Raw genomic sequence first — 20,925 nt, forward strand, 5'->3', positions numbered from 1 at the left:
GACGGTTCCGTATCGGAACTGTTCTAGGCTCGACGTCATGACTACTCCTGCCGTCCCCACCGCTCCGCGGATACCGGAAGCGGTGCACCGGCGTCGCTGGGCGATCCTCGGCGTCCTGATGCTGAGCCTGTTGATCGTGGTGCTCGACAACTCGATCCTGAACGTCGCGATCAAGACGATCTCGACGCCCGCGCCGACGGGCCTCGGGGCCACCCAGAGCGAGCTGGAGTGGGCGATCAACGCCTACACGCTGGTCTTCGCGGGACTGCTGTTCTCCGCCGGCCTCCTCGGCGACCGCATCGGCCGCAAGAAGGTCCTGCTCGGGGGGCTGGCGGTGTTCGGCATCGGCTCCGCGCTCGCCGCCCACTCCGGCTCGCCCGCCCAGCTCATCGCCTTCCGCGCGCTGATGGCCCTCGGCGCGGCCTTCGTGATGCCCGCCACGCTCGCCGTCCTGATGAACGTCTTCGACCGGGAGGAGCAGCCCAAGGCGATCGGCGTCTGGGCCGGCGGCGTCGGACTCGCCATCGCCATCGGCCCGATCACCGGCGGACTGCTCCTCGGTCATTTCTGGTGGGGCTCCGTCTTCCTCATCAACGTGCCGATCGTGCTGCTCGCGTTCGGGCTGATGGTGTGGCTGGTGCCGGAGTCCCGCGATCCGAAGCCCGGCCGCGTCGACCCCCTCGGCGTCGTCCTGTCCGTGGTCGGCCTCGTCCTGCTGGTGTACGGCATCATCAAGGGCGGCGAACTGGCCGACTTCACGGACCCGACGGTGCTGACGACCATCGGGGCCGGCCTGGCCGTCCTGGCCGCGTTCGTGGTGTTCGAGAAGCGCAGCGACCACCCGTCCGTCGACATGGACTACTTCAAGAACAGGGTGTTCTCGGCCGCGATCTCCGTCATCGCGCTGGTCTTCTTCGCGCTGATGGGCGTGACCTTCTTCTCGGTCTTCTACACCCAGAGCGTGCGCGGCTACTCGCCGCTGCAGACCGGCCTGCTGCTGCTGCCGCTGGCCGCGGCCCAGCTGATCTTCGCGCCGCGCGCCCGGCTGGTCGTCGACCGCATAGGGATCCGGGCGACGACCACGGCGGCGATGCTCGTCCTCGCCGCGACGCTGGCCGCGTTCGCCACCCTGGACGCCGACACCCCGATCTGGCTCCTGGAGGTCGTCTTCTTCTTCATGGGCGCGGGAATGGCCCACATCATGACCCCGACCAGTGTCGTCATCATGCAGGCCCTGCCCCGCGAGAAGGCGGGCTCCGCCTCCGCGCTGAGCAACACCTTCCGCCAGGTCGGCGGCGCGCTCGGCATCGCCGTCCTCGGCTCCGTGCTGTCGACGTCGTACCGGAACGGCATCGAGGGCAGTCTCGGGACCCTGCCGGCGGGCCTGCGCGACACGGCGGGCGAGTCCATCGAGGCCACCCTCGGGATCGCGGCCAAGCTCGGCGACCAGGGCCGGGCGCTGGTCGTTCCGGCCCACGACGCCTTCCTGCACGCCATGCACGTCACCGCCCTGTGGGGGACCGGGGTGGCTCTGCTGGGCGCGATCGTGGTGGCCGTCTTCCTGCCGGGCCGGCCGAAGCCCGCCCAGGAGGAAGCGGACGAGGAGGACCTGGCGCGGGCGAAGCGCTAGCGGACGGTGGCGGGGCGGCACGCAGTCGCCGTCCCGCCCGCCCTCCGGGCGACAATTCCCCCAGCGCGACGAAAGGACCGAGGAACGTGAGCCTTGCCGACAGCACAGCCGCGGAGCAGCCGGTCCGGGGCCGGCCCCGGAGCGAGGCCGTGGAACGGGCCATCATCGAGGGCGTGATGAAGCTGCTCGAGGAGGGCGTCTCGCTCGCCGAGATCTCCATCGAGCGCATCGCCCGCACCGCCGGCGTCGGCAAGGCCGCCATCTACCGCCGCTGGAGCGGCAAGGAGGAACTCTTCGTCGACGTCCTGCGCACCACCGAGCCGGAAGACCTGGAACTCCCCGGCACGTCCATGCGCGACGACCTGATCGTGCTGCTGGAGTCGTTGCGCAGGCGAGGCCTCGTCAACCGTTCCTCGGCCATCCTGCACAACGTGCAGGCCCAGATGAAGAGCAGCCCGAAGATCTGGGCCGCCTACAACAACACGGTCATAGCACCCCGGCGCAGGGTGGGGATCGAAGTCCTGCGCCGGGGCCAGCGGAACGGCGAACTGCGTCTCGACGTCGACGTCGACCTCGTGAACGACCTGTTCGTCGGGCCGATGCTGGTCCGCGCCGTGCTGCGGCCCGACGCCGACCTGCCCGAGGACCTGCCCGAGCGCATCGTCGACACGCTGCTGGCCGGGCTACGGCCCGTCAGCTCACCCGTCCCGTAACGCGGATGTGCGCGTTCCGTCACAGACCGGGCCGGGCCGCCCGGGGCCGGAACCCGTGAGAGCGCCCCGTTCGTCCTCCTGCCCGTACGGCCGTCACGAGACGGCGAGAACGAAGCCGATCATCGCCTAGGGTCGTACCCGGGGGGACGTACGGTGTGCACGGCAGGCAGTGAGGCGACGGTATGGCGCAGCAGGCGTACATGACGGAGACGGACGACAACGGCGGCTCGGGACACGAGCCTCGGGGAGCCCGGCTCCGGCGCCTGATCGGACGCCTCGTCGGCCGGCTGTCGACGGGGTGGCGCGGCGATCCGCGCATCTGGCGGCGCGGTCTGGTCCTCGCAGGCGTGGCGCTCGCGCTCTCCCTGGTGATGCTGCTGCACTCGCGCATCCCCAACCGGTTCGGCAACCTCGGCAGTCTCACGGAGACGTTCCTGCCCTGGATCGCCGTCTTCGTCCCGGTGCTGCTGGTCCTCGCGCTGGTGCGCAGGTCGGCGACCGCGCTGATCGCGGTCGTCCTGCCGGCCGTGGTGTGGGCGAATCTCTTCGGCGGACTTCTCGTCGACCGGACCGGCGGCGGCGGCGACCTGGCCGTCGCCACCCACAACGTCAACGCCGACAACCCGGATCCGGCCGGCACCGCCCGTGACGTCGCCGCGTCGGGCGCGGACGTGGTGGCCCTGGAGGAGCTGACCGCCACGGCGGCGCCGGTGTACGAGGGAGCGCTGGCGGCGACGTATCCCTTCCACTCCGTGCAGGGCACGGTCGGTCTGTGGAGCAAGTACCCGCTGAGCGGCGTGAAGCCGGTCGACATCAAGCTGGGCTGGACGCGCGCGATGCGGGCGACCGTCGCGACGCCGCAGGGCGAGGTCGCCGTCTACGTCGCGCATCTGCCCTCGGTGCGGGTGAAGCTGCGGGCCGGCTTCACGGCCCGGCAGCGCGACACGAGCGCGGACGCGCTGGGCGAGGCGATCGCCGACGAGAAACTGACCCGGGTGATCCTGCTGGGCGACCTCAACGGCACCATGAACGACCGCTCGCTCAACGCCGTGACCTCGCAGATGCGCTCCACGCAGGGCGCGGCGGGCAGCGGCTTCGGGTTCAGCTGGCCGGCCTCGTTCCCGATGGCCCGGATCGACCAGATCATGGTGAAGGGCGTGGAGCCGGTCACCTCCTGGACGCTGCCGCAGACGGCGAGCGACCATCTGCCGGTGGCGGCGCGTGTGAAGGTCACCACACCGTAACCGGGGCGTCGCCCGCCGGAATACCGGACCGGGGAGACTTTGTTCCGTCCCTGAACATACGAAACGTATGATGAACGGAATCCGCTCTCTCTGAAAGGCAAGTCCTTCATGCCCCTGGCCCTGCTCGCCCTGGCCGTGGGTGCCTTCGGCATCGGCACCACCGAGTTCGTGATGATGGGCCTGCTGCCCGAGGTCGCGGACGACCTGCACATCTCGATCCCGGCGGCCGGACACCTCGTCTCCGCGTACGCGCTGGGCGTCGTCATCGGCGCGCCGCTGCTGGCCGCGGCGACGGCGCGGATGTCCCGCCGCACCGTCCTGATGTCCCTGATGGCCCTGTTCGTCACGGGCAACGCGCTCTCCGCGCTCGCCCCGGACGACGGCTGGCTGCTGGCCGCCCGCTTCCTCAGCGGTCTGCCGCACGGCGCCTTCTTCGGCGTGGGCGCGGTGGTGGCCACCAACCTGGTCGCACCGGAGCGCAAGGCCCGCTCGGTGTCGCTGATGTTCCTCGGCCTGACGGTCGCCAACGTGGCGGGCGTCCCCGTCGCCACCCTCGTGGGCCAGCACCTCGGCTGGCGCGCGACCTTCCTCGGCGTCAGCGCGATCGGCCTGGTGGCCATCGCCTCCCTGGCCCTGCTCATCCCGCGCGACCACGCCCACGCGCCCGCCGTCGGCCTGCGCCGTGAGCTGGCCGCCCTGCGCTCGCTGCCCGTGTGGCTGGCGCTCGGCACCACCGTGGCCGGCTTCGGCGCGCTGTTCTCCGCGTACAGCTACATCACGCCGATGCTGACGGACTCCGCCGGGTACGCCGACTCCAGCGTGACGCTGCTGCTGGCCCTGTTCGGCGTCGGCGCGACCGCCGGGAACCTGCTGGGCGGCCGCCTCGCCGACCGCGCGATGCGCCCGACGCTGTTCGCCGGGCTCACCTCGCTGGTCCTCGTCCTGGCCCTCTTCCCGCTGCTGATGACGACCACGTGGGGCGGCGCGCTGGCCGTGGTCCTGCTGGGCGTGGCGGCGTTCGTGACGGGTTCGCCGCTGAACCTGATGGTGATGGAGAAGGCGGCCGACGGCCCCTCCCTCGCCTCCTCCGCCAACCAGGCGGCCTTCAACCTGGCCAACGCCGGCGGCGCCTGGATCGGCGGCCTGGCCCTCACCGCCGGCCTCGGCGTCACCTCGCCCGCTCTGGCCGGAGCGGTCCTGGCCGTCCTCGGCCTGCTCGTGGCGGGCATCGCCTACGCGGTCGACGCCCGCCGGACCCCGCGCACCGCCACCCGGGACCGGATCGTCGCCACCCACCGGCCCCGCCCGGCGACCGCGGAAGCCCACCGCTGACAGGACCGCGGCCCCCTCGGTGACGACGTCCCGGGGGCGACGGGCGACGAAGCCTCGGTGGCGACGGTGACCACATCCCGTCGCCGTCGCCTCATTCGTCGAACCGGGCCAGGTCCCGCAGCCACGCTGCCGCCGAACTGTCCGACGGAGCCCGCCAGTCGCCGCGCGGAGAGAGCGAACCGCCGGCCGACACCTTCGGACCGTTGGGCATCGCGGACCGCTTGAACTGCGCGAACGCGAAGAAGCGGCGGCAGAAGACCTCGAGCCAGCGCCGGATCTCCGCCTGGTCGTAGGCCACCCGCTTGGCGTCGGGGAAGCCCGGCGGCCAGTCGCCGGCGTCGGGGTCGTGCCAGGCGTGCCAGGCCAGGAAGGCGATCTTCGAGGGCCGGAAGCCGTACCGCAGCACATGGAAGAGCGTGAAGTCGTGCAGCGCGTACGGGCCGATCCTCGACTCGGTGGACTGCATCTCCTCGCCCGGCACCAGCTCCGGGCTGATCTCGGTGTCGAGGATCGCGGCGAGCGTCCTGCCGGTCTCCTCGTCGAACTGGCCGCTGCTGACGACCCAGCGGATCAGATGCTGCATCAGCGTCTTCGGCACGCCCGAGTTGACGTTGTAGTGGCTCATCTGGTCGCCCACGCCGTACGTGGACCAGCCGAGCGCCAGCTCCGACAGGTCACCGGTGCCCAGCACGATGCCCCCGCGCTGGTTGGCCAGCCGGAACAGGTAGTCGGTGCGCAGCCCGGCCTGCACGTTCTCGAAGGTGACGTCGTAGACCGGCTCGCCGGAGGCGAACGGGTGGTCCATCTCCCGCAGCATCAGCCGCGCGGTGGGCGTGATGTCCAGCTCGGCCGCGGTGACGCCGAGTGAGTTCATCAGCTTGTGGGCGTTGTCCTTGGTGTGGTCGCTGGTGGCGAAGCCGGGCAGGGTCCAGGCCAGGATGTCGGTGCGCGGGCGGCCCGCACGGTCCATCGCACGGGCCGCGACGATCAGCGCGTGCGTGGAGTCCAGGCCGCCGGACACCCCGATGACCACCTTCGGGCCGCCGATCGCCGCCAGGCGCTGCTGGAGGCCCTCGACCTGGATGTTGTACGCCTCGTAGCAGTCCTGGGCGAGGCGGTCGGCGTCGGCCGGCACGAACGGGAAGCGCTCCAGACGGCGGCGCAGCCCCAGGTCGGTAGAGGGCGCGTCGAGCACGAACCCGACCGTCCGGAAGTCGTCGGTGCGCGCGCGGTGCGTACGGCGGTTGTCGTCGAAGGTGCCCATCCGCTGCCGCTCCTGGCGCAGCAGGTCGAGGTCGACGTCGGCGACCGCGTATTCGTCGCCGAGCGGGAACCGCTCGGTCTCCGCGAGCAGCACGCCGTTCTCGTAGACCATGGCCTGGCCGTCCCAGGACAGGTCGGTGGTCGACTCGCCCAGTCCGGCCGCCGCGTACACGTACGCGGCCAGACAGCGGGCGGAGGCCGAGCGGCACAGCAGCTTGCGGTCCTCGGCCCGCCCGACCGTGATCGGGCTGCCCGACAGGTTGACGAGGACGGTCGCACCGGCGAGGGCCGCCTCCGCGCTGGGCGGCACCGGCACCCACATGTCCTCGCAGATCTCCGCGTGCAGCACAAGACCGGGGACGTCCCGCGCCGCGAACAGCAGGTCGACGCCGAACGGCACCGCCTCGCCGCCGACGCGGACCGACCCGCCGCGCTCGTCGGCGCCGTCGCCGATCTGCCGACGCTCGTAGAACTCCCGGTAGTTCGGGGGGTACGACTTGGGCACGACGCCGAGGACGCGCCCGCGGTGCACCACCACCGCGCAGTTGTAGACCCGGTTGCGGTGCCGCAGCGGGGCGCCGACCACGAGGACCGGCAGCAGACCGGCCGACCCGGCCACCACCTCCTGGAGCGCCGCCTCGACCTCGTCGAGCAGCGCGTCCTGCAGCAGCAGGTCCTCGATGGAGTAGCCGCAGAGCACCATCTCCGGGAAGACGGCGACGGCCACCCCCTCCTCGGCGCACCGGCGCGCGTGGCGCAGGACAGCGTCGGCGTTGGCCGGCGGGTCGGCGATGACGGTGTGACCCGTGCATGCGGCGACCCGCGCGAAACCGTGCTGATAAAGGGACCAGAAGTTCGATTCAGGCACGGGCCCAGTGTAATCGTCAGAGCGACGCGATCGGGGTGCGGGCACCTGTGCGCCGCCCCCCGTGCGCCGCCCCCGCGCGCGAGGAGGGGGCGCGGGGACCTGCCCCGCGCCCCCTCAGGGCGCCTGCCGGCTGCGCCTCAGTGCTTCTTGTACGACTCCACGTAGCCGTTCGTGGGCGTGCCCACGCCGGTGACGTCGTCGTAGCCCTTCACCGCGGACAGCGAGCTGTCCTTGCCGAGGCTGCGCACGGAGGTCAGCAGACCGCCCGTCGCGTCGAAGCCGTTGGCGAAGTCGAGGCGCGCGACCGCGAGCCCGGACCCGGTCGGGTTGTCCGTGACGTCGTGGTAGACCCGCGTCCCGAACTTGGAGTAGATCGACGGGTTGGCGAAGCCGATCGCCGCGCCGCCGTGCGCCTCCTGGGCCAGGGCCTGGACGGCCGCGATGACCGGCGCCGCCAGCGAGGTGCCGCCGATGCGGTACTCGCTGTACTGCTGGGTCCCGTCCGGGAAGGTCTGGGTCTGGCCGACCCGGAAGCCCGTGTTCGGGTCGGCGATCGCCGCGATGTCCGGGACGACGCGGTTGCCCGCGGCGTTGACGGCCGTGGCGAGCGCCTTCGGGACGACGCCCTTCTGGTAGTACGGCTGGGCGACCGTCTTGCTGGTGCCGCCGCCCGCGCCCGAGGTGAACGCGCCCGGGAAGCCCGTCCAGCTCTTGCCGTCGGCCGACAGCGAGGCCTTGTCGGTGCCCCAGCCGGTCTCCCACAGGTACTTGTCGTTCTTGCCGACCGCCAGCGAGGTGCCGCCGACCGCCGTCACCCACGCCGAGTTGGCCGGGGTGTCGACCTGCTTCGTGCCGGTGTTCGCGACCTCGTCGCCGTTGTCGCCGGAGGAGAAGTAGAAACCGATTCCCTCGACCGCGCCGAACTGGAAGACCTGGTCGTAGGCGGCCGCCAGGTCCGGCGTCTGGTTGGCCTCGATGTCGCCCCACGAGTTGGAGACGATGTCGGCCAGGTGGTTGTCGACGACCTTGCTGAGCGAGTCGAGCAGGTCGTCGTCGAAGCACGACGCGGCGCCGACGTACGTGACGTTCGCGGCCGGCGCGACCGCGTGCACGGCCTCGACGTCGAGGGTCTCCTCGCCGTACCAGCCGGCCGCCCCGCACTCCTCGGTCTTCGTGTAGTTCCCCGGCAGGACCTGGCGCAGCTGCCCGGTCTTCCAGGACGCGTCGCCGTGCGCCTTCGCGTACGTGGCCGCGTCGAAGGCGATGGTCGGCGAGGCGTAGGCGTCGGTGATGGCGACGCGCACGCCCTTGCCGGTGAACTTCCCGGCCCCGTAGGCGGACCGCAGCTGCTTGCCGGTGTACCCCTGCACGGCGTACGGGATCTTCTTGCCGTACGCGGACGGGAGGCCGCTCGCGGTGTTGGAGCCGTAGTACGAGGAGAACGGCCCGGCGTTCTTGAACACCGCGTCCGGCGGCGGCAGCTGGTCCTTGGAGGCGGCCTTGTGCGGCGCGTTGTCCAGACCGGTCACGGTCAGGACGGCGCCGTCCAGGCTCGCGGGCGCCGTCGCGCTCTTCGCCGGTGCGCGGTAGGTCTTGCCGCCCTTGGCGAAGTTGTGCAGCTGGGTGCCGAACGCCTTCTCGGCGGCGGCCACGTCACCGCTGACCGAGACGTAGTGCCGACTGGTGCCGGTCACCTTCAGACCGGCCGCCGTCAGCCACGACCTGACCGCTGCCACCTGGGCGTCGGTCGCCCCGAAGCGGGCCTGGGCCTGCTCGGCGGAGAGGTACTTGCCGTAGGCGGCGGAGCTCGGGTCGGAGACCGACTTCGCGTACTGCGCGAGGCCGGCCGCGTCACGTCCGGCGAGGTAGACGCGGGCGGAGACCTGGGCGCTGTCCGCGGTCGCGCCCTTGTCCGCCTTGGCCGTGGCCCACGCGGGCTTGGTCCCGGCCAGCGTGTCACGGGCCGGGCTGGCCGCGGCGTGCGCCGCGGGTATGCCGAGCGCCAGCGCGCCGGCGATCATGGGCAGTGTCGCTGCCATGCTCGCTCCGGCGCGCAGCGCGGCGCGATTGGATCTCATAGGACCCCCTGTATGTGGTTCGACGCGAGTGGATCACTCGACGTGCTGGCCACTCTTGCGACGAACCCTTCATGCCTGGGGCATGCGAAAACCAAGAAGCCCCCAAGTGACCGCTTGCTGGGCTGATTTGACGGATACGTCCGTGAAGTCGAGGGAAAACCCTATGGTTTGACCGAGGGAGCCGTGCACCGGACCGCGGGCACGGTCACCGGGCCGCGGGGCCGGTGAGGTCGGGTGGAAGGGCGGTCGGATGGTCGGGGTGGCCGTGAGGCCGGGGTGACCGCCGCGCTGCTGCGGGGCATGGGCGTCGGCGGGCCGCGGCCTGATCCCGGCCCGTCCGCGGGCCACCGGCCGCACCTCGGCTACGGCTTGGCCCCGCGCGCCTTCAACAGGTCCGCCATCAGGCCGATCTCCGACTGCTGGGCGTCCACCATGCCCTGCGCGAGCCGCTTCTCCACGTCCACCGTGCACTTGTGCACGCATGCCTCGGCCATGTGGATGCCGCCCTTGTGATGTGCGGTCATCAGCCGCAGGTAGAACACCTCGGCCGCCCTGCCGTTCAGGGTCCCGAGCTTCTTCAGCTCGGTGTCGGTGGCCATCCCCGGCATCAGCGCACCGTCCTTGCCGCCGCTCATGCCGGCCATGTCCATCCAGCCCATCGGCCCGTCCGCCGACACCTTCGGCAGCCCCCACAGATCGAGCCAGCCGAGCAGCATGCCGCGCTGGTTGGCCTGCGTCTGTGCGATGTCGTACGCGAGACGCCGCACCTCCACGTCCGTCGTCCGGTCGCGCACGATGTACGACATCTCGACGGCCTGCTGGTGGTGCACCGCCATGTCGCGGGCGAATCCGGCGTCCGCGGAGCCGGCGACGGGGACCTCGGCGCCCGGCCCGCCGTCCCCGGCCACGGAGTAGGTGACGGCCCCCGCGGCGACGAGCACTCCGGCCACGGCGACCGCCACTCCCGCGTACCTCACTGCGACAGACCGCCCGTGCACGCCGCGCCGGGCTCGGGCGTCTGCGCGCCCTGCACGAACTTCTCGAAGAACTTGCCCACGTTCGGGTCGCTCGCGCCCGTGACCGTGCGCTGGTGTCCCCACGCGGTGAGCACGATCGGTTCGGCCTGGTCGCCGTCGGGGCTCATAAGGGTGTACGGCGTCTTCTCGACCTTGGCGGCCAGGGCCTCGACGTCGGCCTTGGCGGCCTTGCTGTTGTACGTCACCCAGACCGCGCCGTGCTCCAGCGAGTGCACGGCGTTCATGTTGTCGACCGCCTTGGTGTAGACGTCGCCGTCGCAGTTCATCCACACCTGGTTGTGGTCGCCGCCGACGGGCGGCTCCGTCGGGTACTCGACCCGCTTGGCGACGTGCGTGCGCCCGAGCTTCCCCTTCCACGTCCTGACCCCGTCCGCCCCGGTGGTGAACTTGCCGGCGGCCGATCCCGACGCGGACGACTTGCCGTCGGCGGCGCCGTCGTCCTTGGACTGCGACTTCACGACGAACACCCCGCCCGCGACGAGCGCGGCGACGGCGACGACGCTGCCCGTGATCACGAGGAACCGGTTGCGCCGCTCACGGGCCTGCTCGGCCCGCCGCATCTCCTCTATGCGCTCCTTGCGCGTGGCGCTGGTGTCCTTGCTGGCGGAACCCATGAGGCCTGTCCTTCTGGGGGAAAGGGGCGGGACGGTCGGGAGGCTGCTGACGTACGGGTCAGCTGATCGTAATGGGGGGCGGGGGAATGTCGTAGACCGCTCACAGCCACATGACCGGAGCCCGCGTAATTTGAAGCGGAGATGCGCATTATCTACGCTTCGGTGCATGCGGCTGTTGCGATCCACCGATCTGGCGCTGCGCGTCCTCATGCGGCTCGCGGCGACCGGCGACGACCCGGCCGCCGCCCCCGCCCCCGGTGACGCGTCCGCCCGTGACGTGGCCGCCACCCCCACCCCCACCACCCGTGACGTGGCCGCCGCCATGGACGTCCCCTACACGCACACGGCCAAGGTCGTGGCCGAGCTCCAGCACATGGGCCTGCTGGAGGCCCGCCGGGGCAGGGGCGGGGGCCTGGCGCTGACCCAGCGGGGCCGTACCGCCTCCGTGGGCGCGATCGTGCGCGCCTTCGAGGGCGACGGCGACGTCGTCGACTGCGAGGGGACCGTCCCCTGCCCGCTGCGCTCGGCCTGCCGGCTGCGGGGCGCCCTGCGCCGGGCCCAGGAGGCGTTCTTCGCGTCCCTCGACCCGATCACCCTCGCGGACCTCGTGGCGGACCCGACGGGGCCGCTGCTCCTGGGCATCTCCCGGCCCGCCCGGCTCCACCGTCCTGACGCCGCCGAGCCCGGCAGCGCCTCGTCGACGCCGTGATCCGCGCCGGGTCCGCCCCGCCGGCCGGTTCGGAGTACCGGAGCACCGGCGGATCACGGGACGGCGCGCGGGTGTGACGGGACCGGCGCGGGGCCGCCCGGAGGGCGCGACGGGGCGGCGGCACGGGTGCGACACGGGGTGCGATTCGAGCGGCGAGCGCAGACGGAGGGGGTCGGGCATTACGGATGCCGGTGCGAGCAGGCAAGATGGGCTGCAGAGCAGTGCATCTGCCGGACGCCAGGCGTTCAGACCCGGGTCGCCGAGGCGATCATGGTCGGCAACGCGGATGAAACGCCGGCGTGGTGTGATGCTCGGGTGCCCGACCGCCTCTCCGTGGGACGGGAAACAGGCGGCCTGACCAGCAAGGATGGGGAAGCGGAAGATGGACAAGCAGCAGGAGTTCGTGCTCCGGACGTTGGAGGAGCGCGACATCCGGTTCGTACGGCTGTGGTTCACGGACGTTCTGGGCTTCCTCAAGTCCGTCGCCGTGGCCCCCGCCGAGCTGGAGCAGGCCTTCGACGAGGGCATCGGCTTCGACGGCTCCGCGATCGAGGGCTTCGCCCGGGTCTACGAGTCCGACATGATCGCCAAGCCGGACCCGTCCACCTTCCAGGTGCTGCCCTGGCGCGCGGAGGCCCCCGGCACCGCCCGCATGTTCTGCGACATCCTCATGCCGGACGGCTCGCCCTCCTTCGCCGACCCCCGCTACGTCCTCAAGCGCGCCCTCGCGCGCGCCTCCGACCTGGGCTTCACCTTCTACACCCACCCGGAGATCGAGTTCTTCCTGCTCAAGGACAAGCCGGTCGACGGCTCCCGCCCGACCCCGGCCGACAACTCCGGCTACTTCGACCACACCCCGCACAACGTCGGCATGGACTTCCGCCGCCAGGCGATCACCATGCTGGAGTCGATGGGCATCTCGGTCGAGTTCTCCCACCACGAGGGCGCTCCCGGCCAGCAGGAGATCGACCTGCGCTACGCCGACGCCCTGTCCACGGCCGACAACATCATGACGTTCCGCCTGGTGATGAAGCAGGTCGCGCTGGAGCAGGGCGTCCAGGCGACCTTCATGCCGAAGCCGTTCAGCGAACACCCCGGCTCCGGCATGCACACCCACCTCTCCCTCTTCGAGGGCGACCGCAACGCGTTCTACGAGTCGGGCGCGGAGTACCAGCTGTCGAAGGTCGGCCGCTCGTTCATCGCCGGTCTGCTGAAGCACGCGGCCGAGATCGCCGCCGTCACCAACCAGTGGGTCAACTCCTACAAGCGCATCTGGGGCGGCTCCGAGCGCACCGCGGGCGCGGGCGGCGAGGCCCCCTCGTACATCTGCTGGGGCCACAACAACCGCTCCGCCCTGGTCCGCGTGCCGATGTACAAGCCCGGCAAGACCGGCTCGGCGCGCATCGAGGTCCGCTCCATCGACTCCGGCGCCAACCCCTACCTGGCCTACGCCATGCTGCTCGCCGCCGGCCTCAAGGGCGTCGAGGAGGGCTACGAGCTCCCGCCGGGCGCCGAGGACGACGTCTGGGCCCTGTCGGACGCCGAACGCCGCGCCATGGGCATCGAGCCGCTCCCGCAGAACCTCGGCGAGGCGCTCACCCTGATGGAGCGCAGCGACCTCGTCGCCGAGACGCTGGGCGAGCACGTCTTCGACTTCTTCCTGCGCAACAAGAAGCAGGAGTGGGAGGAGTACCGCTCCGAGGTGACGGCCTTCGAACTGCGCAAGAACCTGCCGGTGCTGTAGGGGCAGGTCAGGGGGTTTCCCGCTGCGACGAGAAGTGGAGCCGACGGTCGTGGACCGTCGGCTCCACCTGTCTTTCACGGGCCTTGGGCCGTATGCGGGCCGTCAGCAGAGGAGGGACGGGCACCTGTCGGTGCCGCGATCACGGCACGAGTCGGGCCACTGAACGGCATACGAGGCACACGGAAGGGTAATCCACATCCTCCGACTTGCAACGAGTCGACCGCAGCCGTCTCATGGAAATGCGGAGGGGTAAGTCCGTGTGCAGGAAAGGGGGTCGAGCCAGGCGAACCGTCAAATCGAAATACGGCGAACGGCGAGGTGGCCGAGATGGCGAATATCATCAACCAAGAGATCAGCGAGTTCGGGCCGTTGCCCAACGATCGCAGCATCTGGTCAATTACGGTCTCCTACGATATCCGCTTCAGGGACGACGAAGTGTCCGTCGACTTCGACGACGCGGTGAAACTGTGGGAGGACGACCGTGGTGAGCCCTTCGGCGGCGGCGACGATCAGATCACCCCCTATCCGCTGCCGAGCCGATTCAGGGCCTCCTCCTCCCTCGTCAGTCGGGAGAAGACCATCATGGTATTTCGTGACCAGCTGGACACGGAAGCAGGGGGCGAAGAAGTGAAGGCTCAGATCTGGCTGCGCAGGGCCGATTCGGGTGGTGCCGCCGACGACGAGGTCTATACACCGATCAAGGAAATGAGCCCCTGACGCCAGATTCCTCTCCGCGGAGAGGCAATTCAAAGTGCGCTTGCGCGTAGTCGGCGATGACCTCGCGGGCGGCGCTCCTGTCGTCGTCGGCCATGGTCACAGTTCCGATGCGGTGTGGGTGTCGGTCCACGCGGCGGTGCAGTGCCGCGGGGATTCGCCCTTGGCCTCACGCGGCGGTGAACAGCCGCGTGATGTGGGTGTCGGTGAGGCAGCCGTACCGGCGGTGCGTGGACAGCGGGGCGAGGAGGCGTCCGGTAGACGGTGGCGTGAATACCGGCGCGGGCTGTGGTCGTCGTGGGCCACAGCCCGTACGTCTTTTCGAGGGGTCAGCCGGCGGCCTGCTTCGCCAGAAGTTCGTGCAGCGGCTCCGTCTCGCGGCGGCGGTACTCCTGGATCGACCAGCCGTTGCCGTCCGGGTCCGTGAAGTAGAGGAAGGTCCCACCGTCCCGCGGGGCGAGCCGGCGGGGCTCGCTCACCTCGACGCCCCGGGCGGTCAGTTCCTCGTAGGCGGTCTGCGCGTCGGTCACGCAGAGCTGCATGCCGTGGTACGTGCCCGGCTGCGGCACGCCCGTCGGTACCTGGAGGCCGTCCACCAGGGCGATCGAGCAGCCGGAGCCGGGCGGGGTGAGCTGCACGATCCGCACGCCCTCCATCACCTCGCCGTCGATGTCGACGTGGAAACCGACCTTGTCGCTGTAGAACTCCTTGGCCCGGTCGATGTCCGACACCGGCAGCAGGATCACTTCGAGGGTCATGTCCATGGAGGCTCCTTGTCCGTTCCCGTTCACGAAGATCACGGCGCTCCGCACAGAACGGACACAGAGCGCCTTTCCCCCACAGAACCGGAATCCTGCCCGCAGCGCCAGCGAGACGTGCGGGTTACGCTCGACTGCGGACGAGCTTGATCGCAGGAGGAGGCCGGGGATGATGGCGCCGGGGCGCAGGAGCAGCACCTTCACACGGCTGCTGCGGCACGGCTTCACCGATCCGTCCGCCTCCGAGCGGCTGCTGGACGGGCCCGAGTTGTCCCCGGTGCGGGACGACCCCTTTCTGCTGGAGGCCCTCGGGGCCACCGCCGATCCCGATCTCGCGCTGCTCGGTCTCGTCCGGCTGCTGGAGGCGCAGCCCGGCCCCACCGCACGGCGGGAACTGCTCGACACGCTGATCGCGGCCAAGCCGCTGCGCGACCGCCTGCTGGGGGTGCTGGGGGCGTCCGCCGCCCTGGCCGACCACCTCGCCCGGCACCCGCGGGACTGGGAGGCGCTGGTCACCTACGAGCCCCGGGATCTGCATCCGGGGGTGGAGGAGTTCGAGCGGGGGCTGGCCGAGGCCGCCGACCCCGTGCTGCTGCGGGTCGCCTACCGGCGCTGTCTGCTCTCCATCGCGGCGCGTGACGTGTGCGGGACGACCGACGTCGCCGAGGCCGCCGCCGAGCTCGCCGATCTCGCCACCGCGACGTTGCGGGCCGCGCTGCGGCTCGCCCGGGCCGCCGCGCCCGGCGACGCCGCGCTGTGCCGTCTCGCCGTCGTCGCCATGGGCAAGTGCGGCGGACACGAGTTGAACTACGTGTCGGACGTCGACGTCATCTTCGTCGGGGAGGCCGTCGACGGCGCCGACGAGGACAAGGCGCTGCGGGCCGCCGCCAAGCTCGCCTCCCACATGATGCGGATCTGTTCCGAGACCACGGTGGAAGGGTCCATCTGGCCCGTCGACGCCAATCTGCGGCCCGAGGGCCGCAACGGCCCGCTCGTGCGGTCGCTCAGCAGCCATATCGCCTACTACCAGCGATGGGCCAAGACCTGGGAGTTCCAGGCCCTGTTGAAGGCCCGCCCGGTGGCAGGCGACCTGGAGCTGGGGGCCGAGTACGTCGCCGCCGTCGAGCCGTTGGTGTGGAAGGCCGCCGAGCGGGAGAACTTCGTCGTCGACGTGCAGAGGATGCGGCGTCGGGTCGTCGAGAACATCCCGGCCGCCGAGATCGACCGCGAGCTGAAGCTCGCGCCGGGCGGCCTCAGAGACGTCGAGTTCGCCGTGCAGCTCCTCCAGCTGGTGCACGGCCGGGCCGACGGGTCGTTGCGCAGCGGGACCACGCTGGACGCGCTGCAGGCGCTCGCCGCCGGCGGGTACGTCGGCCGGGCCGACGCGACGCAGCTCGACGCCGCGTACCGGTTCCTGCGGTCCATGGAGCACCGGATCCAGCTCTACCGGCTGCGCCGCACCCACCTGGTGCCGGAGAGCGAGGCGGACCTGCGCCGGCTCGGCCGCTCCCTCGGACTGCGCGCCGACCCGGTGGCCGAGCTGGGCCGCGAGTGGAAGCGTCACGCCGCCGTGGTGCGGCGGCTGCACGAGAAGCTGTTCTACCGGCCGTTGCTCGACGCCGTCGCCCAACTCGCGCCGGGCGAGACGAGGTTGAGCGCCAAGGCGGCCAGGGAGCGGCTGGTCGCGCTCGGCTATGCCGATCCCGCCGCCGCGATGCGGCACCTGGAGGCGCTGGCCTCCGGCGTCTCGCGCAAGGCCGCCATCCAGCGCACCCTGCTGCCCGTGCTGCTGGGCTGGTTCGCGGACTCCGCCGACCCGGACGCGGGGCTGCTCAACTTCCGCAAGGTCTCGGACGCGTTGGGCAAGACCCCCTGGTACCTGCGGCTGTTGAGGGACGAGGGGGCCGCCGCGGAGAACCTCGCGCGCGTGCTGTCCGCCGGACGGCTCGCCCCCGATCTGCTGATGCGGGCGCCGGAGGCGGTGGCGCTGCTCGGCGACGGGGAGAGCGGGCGGCTGGAGCCGCGCGCACGGGGCCCGTTGGAGCAGGAGATACTCGCCGCGGTGCGACGGGCCGAGGGGGCCGTGCAGGCGGTCACGGCGGCGCGCGGGGTGCGACGGCGCGAGCTGTTCCGCACGGCCGCCGTGGACATCGTCGGCAGTTACGGCACCGAGGGCCAGCCGGCCGAGGCCGACCAGGGCGCCCTGGTGGACCTGGTGGGCGGCGCCGTGTCGGACCTCACGGCCGCCACGCTGGCCGGGACCCTGCACGCGGTCGTCCGGGAGGGCTGGGGGGACACCCTCCCGACGAGCTTCGCCGTCATCGGCATGGGGCGCTTCGGGGGACACGAGCTGGGCTACGGCTCCGACGCCGACGTGCTCTTCGTGCACGAGCCCCGGGACGGCGTCGACGAGCGGGAGGCCACGGACGCCGCCAACAAGGTCGTCTCCGAGATGCGACGGCTGCTGCAGATCCCCAGCGCCGATCCGCCGCTGCTCATCGACGCGGATCTGCGACCGGAGGGCAAGTCCGGGCCGCTCGTGCGGACGCTGAAGTCCTACGAGGCCTACTACCGGCGGTGGTCGCTGGTCTGGGAGGCGCAGGCCCTGCTGCGGGCCGAACCCGTCGCGGGGGACGAGGAGCTGGGGCGACGGTTCATCGCGCTCGCGGATCCGCTGCGGTATCCGGCGAGCGGGCTCTCCGAGGAGGCCGTGCGGGAGATCCGCCGGCTGAAGGCCCGTATGGAGTCGGAGCGGCTGCCCCGGGGCGCGGATCCGAAGCTGCACACCAAGCTCGGTCCGGGCGGGCTGTCCGACGTCGAGTGGACCGTGCAGTTGCTGCAGATGCGGCACGGGGCGTCGACGGAGGGCCTGCGGACCACCCGCACCCGGGAAGCTCTCGCCGCCGCCCGTGCCGCCGCGCTCATGACGGAGGAGGACGCGGCGACGCTGGACGAGGCCTGGGTGCTGGCCACGCGGGTGCGCAACGCGGTGATGCTGGTGCGCGGAAGGGCCGGCGACACGTTCCCGTCCGACCCGCGGGAACTGGTCGCCGTGGGACGGTACTTGGGTTACGGACCCGGCCGGGTGGGGGACATGCTCGACGACTACCGTCGAACTGCCCGCCTGGCACGAGGAGTCGTGGACGAGCTGTTCTACGGGGGGTAGGCGCGGGGGAGAGTCCTCGCGGGCCGCGGCCCGCGGGCTGTGGACTATGGGTCGTGGGCTCGGGCTGCGGGCTGCGGGCCGTGCCTTGCGGGGGTGGATCACCGGGCGACCGTCGGGTATGGCGGCGGGTCCAGCCCGTCGGGTGTCGGGCGGCCTGCCGTCCGTTTTCCCGGCGTCGCAGGCCGGGACGAACCGAGCGACGGACTGTGACGAAGCGCCACGGCCTGTTTCCGTCACTCTGAGGGCATCGGTTGTCACGGGGGCGGCCGGCCATTCCCGGCCGGCGGCCACGGGGAGCCCAGCGCGACCCGTGCCGCACCCCGACCCTGCCGGAGGTCCCGTTCGCGACGGAGACGGAGACGGAGACGGAAACAGGAACAGAGACGGTGACGGAAACAGAGCCGGAGACGGTGACGGAAACAGAGCCGGAGACGGAAACAGGGACCCCGACAGTCCGGTCACGGACAGTCCGGTCACGTCACTGACGGGGGTCCCGTCGCGACTGACGGGGGTCCCGCGCTGGACGCGGTCGGCCGCCCGGCCCCGGTGGTCTCCGGGACGGGAACGCGTCCGCCCTCCTCGCCGGCACCTTCCTCGGCAGGGAGTACGGCAACGCTCCGTACCAGACGCGCGCCACGATGAACCCGAAGGCCAGACACAGGATGCCGCCGACCGCGTCCAGCCAGAAGTGGTTGGCCGTGGCGACGATGACCACCAGGGTCGCCATCGGGTACAGCAGACCCAGGATGCGCACCCAGGGGAGCCTGGCGAGGGCGAAGACGGTCAGGCCGCACCACACGGACCAGCCGATGTGCATGGACGGCATCGCCGCGTACTGGTTCGACATGTGCTTGAGGTCGCCGGACGCCATCGAGCCCCACGTCCGATGCACCGCCACCGTGTCGACGAAGTCGCGGCCCGGCATCAGGCGTGGCGGTGCGAGCGGATACAGGTAGTAACCGGCCAGGGCGACGGCCGTGGCCGCGAAGAGCACCAGACGGGCCGCCGCGTAGCGGCCCGGATGACTGCGGTAGAGCCAGACCAGGACGGTCAGGGTGACGACGAAGTGCAGCGTGGCGTAGTAGTAGTTCATGCCCACGATGAGCCAGGTCACCGAGTTCACCGTGTGGTTGACCGACTCCTCCACCGCGATGCCGAGGGCGTGCTCGGCACGCCAGATCCAGTCCGCGTTGCGCAGCGCGGCGTCGCGCTGCTCCGGGACCGCGTTGCGCACGAGGGAGTACGTCCAGTAACTCACCGCGATGAGCAGGATCTCGAACCAGAGGCGCGGTTGGCGCGGGGTGCGCAGACGGCCGAGGCGGCGCTCTCGCTCGCGGGCCGTGACAGGGTGAGGAACGGCCTGCTCACGGCCTTCCATTGGCGTCACAGTCGGTTCACCCATGGACACAAAGTCTGCCAGAAAGGACCTCTTGGCCCGATCATCCCTCGGTAGGACCCGGCCCGCACGTTCTACGGCGCAACGGCCGCCGTGGTCTCCTCCGGCACACCGGATGCAGGCGTCCCGCTCCGCTCCCTCCGCGGACGGCCGTCCCGTTCGGGCACGCCCTCCGGCCGGTCACGCCCCTGGCCGGTCACGCTCCGCGGACGCTGTCCGTCCTGGCTGTCCGCCTAGCGGCGGACGCGGTCCCCGGGGGCCGAGGCGGTCGAGCCGCGCACCACGAGTTCCGGCATGAACACGAACTCGCTGTGCGGCGCGGGCGTCCCGCCGATCTCCTCCAGGAGGGTGCGGACGGCGGCCTGGCCCATCGCCGGGACCGGCTTGCGCACCGTCGTCAGGGGCGGGTCGGTGAAGGCGATCAGCGGGGAGTCGTCGAAGCCGACCACCGAGACGTCCCGCGGGACCTCGAGACCGCGCTGCCTGGCCGCCCGTATCGCGCCCAGCGCCATCATGTCGCTGGCGCAGACGATGGCCGTGCAGCCCCGTTCGATCAGCGCGGTGGTCGCCGCCTGGCCGCCCTCCAGGGTGTAGAGGGAGTGCTGGACCAGCTCGGTCTCGATCGTCTCCGGGCTCAGGTGCAACTGCTCCTGCATCGCCCGCACGAAGCCCTCGATCTTGCGCTGCACCGGCACGAAGCGCTTGGGGCCGAGGGCCAGACCCACCCGCGTGTGGCCGAGGGACACGAGGTGGGTGACCGCCAGGGTCATCGCCGCCCGGTCGTCGGGGGAGATGAAAGGGGCCTGCACCTTCGGGGAGAAGCCGTCCACGAGGACGAAGGGGACGCCCTGGGCGCGCAACTGCTCGTAGCGCTCCATGTCGGCGGTGGTGTCCGCGTGCAGACCGGAGACGTAGATGATGCCGGCGACGCCCCGGTCGACCAGCATCTCGGTCAGCTCGTCCTCCGTGGAGCCGCCCGGGGTCTGGGTGGCGAGGACGGGGGTGTAGCCCTGGCGGGTCAGCGCCTGGCCGATGACCTGGGCCAGGGCCGGGAAAATGGGGTTCTCCAGCTCCGGCGTGATCAGGCCGACCAGGCCCGCGCTGCGCCGGCGCAACCGGACGGGGCGCTCGTAGCCCAGGACGTCCAGAGCGGCGAGCACGGACTGACGGGTGGTGGCGGCGACGCCAGGCTTGCCGTTGAGGACGCGGCTGACGGTCGCTTCGCTCACCCCCGCCTGCGCGGCGATGTCGGCAAGCCGTGTGGTCACAGGGGTGGACTGTACCGGTCGGACGCTGCCTTGGACACCGACAGGCCGCCGTGGGCGGCCTGATGAACGGGCCGCGCCGGGCTGTTGCGTCATCGCGCTCCCTCGTGAAAGTGATGGCAAGAGCTTTCAGAGTCTTGCACAGCGGCCGCCCACCCCGCTGTGAGGCCGGTCAACCGTGACAACAACGGTCTCATGGCGGTCGAGGGGAGGTCACGCACGCGTCACGCGCGGATAACTTCAGAGATCTCTTGCACTTTTTTTCTGCAAGGTCTTTCGTGCCGCTTGCCGCGCTGTTACGTTCACGTCGCCCGGCGGCAGCAACGGCGCGGTCGGCACAGTCGGCAGGAGGCGGACGGGACCGCCTCCTGTAGCTATACGGGCTTTCACCCTC

Annotated in this window: 15 protein-coding genes and 1 pseudogene; 8 read left to right on the forward strand and 8 right to left on the reverse strand. The window is 71.2% G+C overall.

The annotated features are described in order from the left end of the window. Positions 1 to 37: 37 nt before the first annotated feature. The 4 genes from IE239_RS37610 (at position 38) to IE239_RS37625 (ending at position 4,919) form a co-directional block, all read left to right on the forward strand. Positions 38 to 1,630 carry an MFS transporter gene (locus tag IE239_RS37610; RefSeq protein WP_190153952.1) on the forward strand — a complete coding sequence of 531 codons (1,593 nt, stop codon included), beginning with the start codon at positions 38 to 40 and terminating at the stop codon, positions 1,628 to 1,630. Between the two features lie 86 nt (positions 1,631 to 1,716). Then, complete coding sequence (locus tag IE239_RS37615) at positions 1,717 to 2,343, forward strand: TetR/AcrR family transcriptional regulator (protein ID WP_190153953.1); 627 nt, start codon at positions 1,717 to 1,719, stop codon at positions 2,341 to 2,343. 182 nt (positions 2,344 to 2,525) lie between these two features. Beyond that, entirely contained in the window at positions 2,526 to 3,587 is a 1,062-nt protein-coding gene (locus tag IE239_RS37620; protein ID WP_190153954.1) for an endonuclease/exonuclease/phosphatase family protein, read from the forward strand. 108 nt (positions 3,588 to 3,695) lie between these two features. Continuing rightward, positions 3,696 to 4,919 carry an MFS transporter gene (locus IE239_RS37625; RefSeq protein ID WP_190153955.1) on the forward strand — a complete coding sequence of 408 codons (1,224 nt, stop codon included), beginning with the start codon at positions 3,696 to 3,698 and terminating at the stop codon, positions 4,917 to 4,919. A 91-nt stretch (positions 4,920 to 5,010) separates the two neighbouring features. Here IE239_RS37625 and IE239_RS37630 read toward each other — a convergent pair whose 3' ends face one another. The 4 genes from IE239_RS37630 to IE239_RS37645 all read right to left on the reverse strand — a co-directional run bounded on the left by IE239_RS37630 (position 5,011) and on the right by IE239_RS37645 (position 10,779). Further along, positions 5,011 to 7,050, reverse strand: coding sequence for an NAD(+) synthase (locus tag IE239_RS37630; RefSeq protein WP_190153956.1), 2,040 nt, complete (start codon positions 7,048 to 7,050; stop codon positions 5,011 to 5,013). Positions 7,051 to 7,187: 137 nt separating this feature from the next. Then, positions 7,188 to 9,128, reverse strand: a complete 1,941-nt coding sequence (locus IE239_RS37635; RefSeq protein ID WP_190153957.1) for a S53 family peptidase — start codon at positions 9,126 to 9,128, stop codon at positions 7,188 to 7,190. Positions 9,129 to 9,490: 362 nt separating this feature from the next. Continuing rightward, on the reverse strand, positions 9,491 to 10,090 hold the full coding sequence (locus IE239_RS37640) for a DUF305 domain-containing protein (protein ID WP_229878651.1): 600 nt from the start codon (positions 10,088 to 10,090) through the stop codon (positions 9,491 to 9,493). An 11-nt stretch (positions 10,091 to 10,101) separates the two neighbouring features. After that, complete coding sequence (locus tag IE239_RS37645; RefSeq protein ID WP_190153959.1) at positions 10,102 to 10,779, reverse strand: thioredoxin-like domain-containing protein; 678 nt, start codon at positions 10,777 to 10,779, stop codon at positions 10,102 to 10,104. A gap of 166 nt (positions 10,780 to 10,945) precedes the next feature. On the opposite strand from IE239_RS37645, the gene IE239_RS37650 reads away from it, so the two are divergent. From IE239_RS37650 to IE239_RS37660, 3 genes are all read left to right on the forward strand, one after another. Next, a complete protein-coding gene (locus IE239_RS37650) occupies positions 10,946 to 11,488 on the forward strand; it encodes an RrF2 family transcriptional regulator (RefSeq protein ID WP_190153960.1) in 543 nt (180 codons plus the stop codon). Positions 11,489 to 11,870: 382 nt separating this feature from the next. Beyond that, complete coding sequence (gene glnA2, locus IE239_RS37655; RefSeq protein ID WP_190153961.1) at positions 11,871 to 13,232, forward strand: gamma-glutamylpolyamine synthetase GlnA2; 1,362 nt, start codon at positions 11,871 to 11,873, stop codon at positions 13,230 to 13,232. A gap of 327 nt (positions 13,233 to 13,559) precedes the next feature. Continuing rightward, positions 13,560 to 13,949 carry a hypothetical protein gene (locus tag IE239_RS37660; RefSeq protein WP_190153962.1) on the forward strand — a complete coding sequence of 130 codons (390 nt, stop codon included), beginning with the start codon at positions 13,560 to 13,562 and terminating at the stop codon, positions 13,947 to 13,949. A gap of 96 nt (positions 13,950 to 14,045) precedes the next feature. Here IE239_RS37660 and IE239_RS42700 read toward each other — a convergent pair. Then, positions 14,046 to 14,239, reverse strand: a pseudogene (locus tag IE239_RS42700) (bifunctional DNA primase/polymerase); the annotation flags it as partial. A 36-nt stretch (positions 14,240 to 14,275) separates the two neighbouring features. Continuing rightward, positions 14,276 to 14,710 (reverse strand): VOC family protein, encoded by a 435-nt coding sequence (locus tag IE239_RS37665; RefSeq protein ID WP_190153963.1) that lies wholly within the window; start codon positions 14,708 to 14,710, stop codon positions 14,276 to 14,278. 163 nt (positions 14,711 to 14,873) lie between these two features. Here IE239_RS37665 and IE239_RS37670 point away from each other — a divergent pair, with 163 nt between their 5' ends. Continuing rightward, positions 14,874 to 17,870, forward strand: coding sequence for a bifunctional [glutamine synthetase] adenylyltransferase/[glutamine synthetase]-adenylyl-L-tyrosine phosphorylase (locus IE239_RS37670; RefSeq protein WP_190153964.1), 2,997 nt, complete (start codon positions 14,874 to 14,876; stop codon positions 17,868 to 17,870). A 478-nt stretch (positions 17,871 to 18,348) separates the two neighbouring features. Here the strand turns inward: IE239_RS37670 and IE239_RS37675 are convergent, their stop codons facing one another. Next, positions 18,349 to 19,272 carry a phosphatase PAP2 family protein gene (locus IE239_RS37675; protein ID WP_190153965.1) on the reverse strand — a complete coding sequence of 308 codons (924 nt, stop codon included), beginning with the start codon at positions 19,270 to 19,272 and terminating at the stop codon, positions 18,349 to 18,351. A 227-nt stretch (positions 19,273 to 19,499) separates the two neighbouring features. After that, positions 19,500 to 20,534, reverse strand: coding sequence for a LacI family DNA-binding transcriptional regulator (locus IE239_RS37680; protein WP_190153966.1), 1,035 nt, complete (start codon positions 20,532 to 20,534; stop codon positions 19,500 to 19,502). Positions 20,535 to 20,925 lie beyond the last annotated feature (391 nt).

Source organism: Streptomyces humidus, from assembly GCF_014649655.1.
In the GTDB taxonomy this organism is placed as follows: Bacteria; Actinomycetota; Actinomycetes; order Streptomycetales; family Streptomycetaceae; genus Streptomyces; species Streptomyces humidus.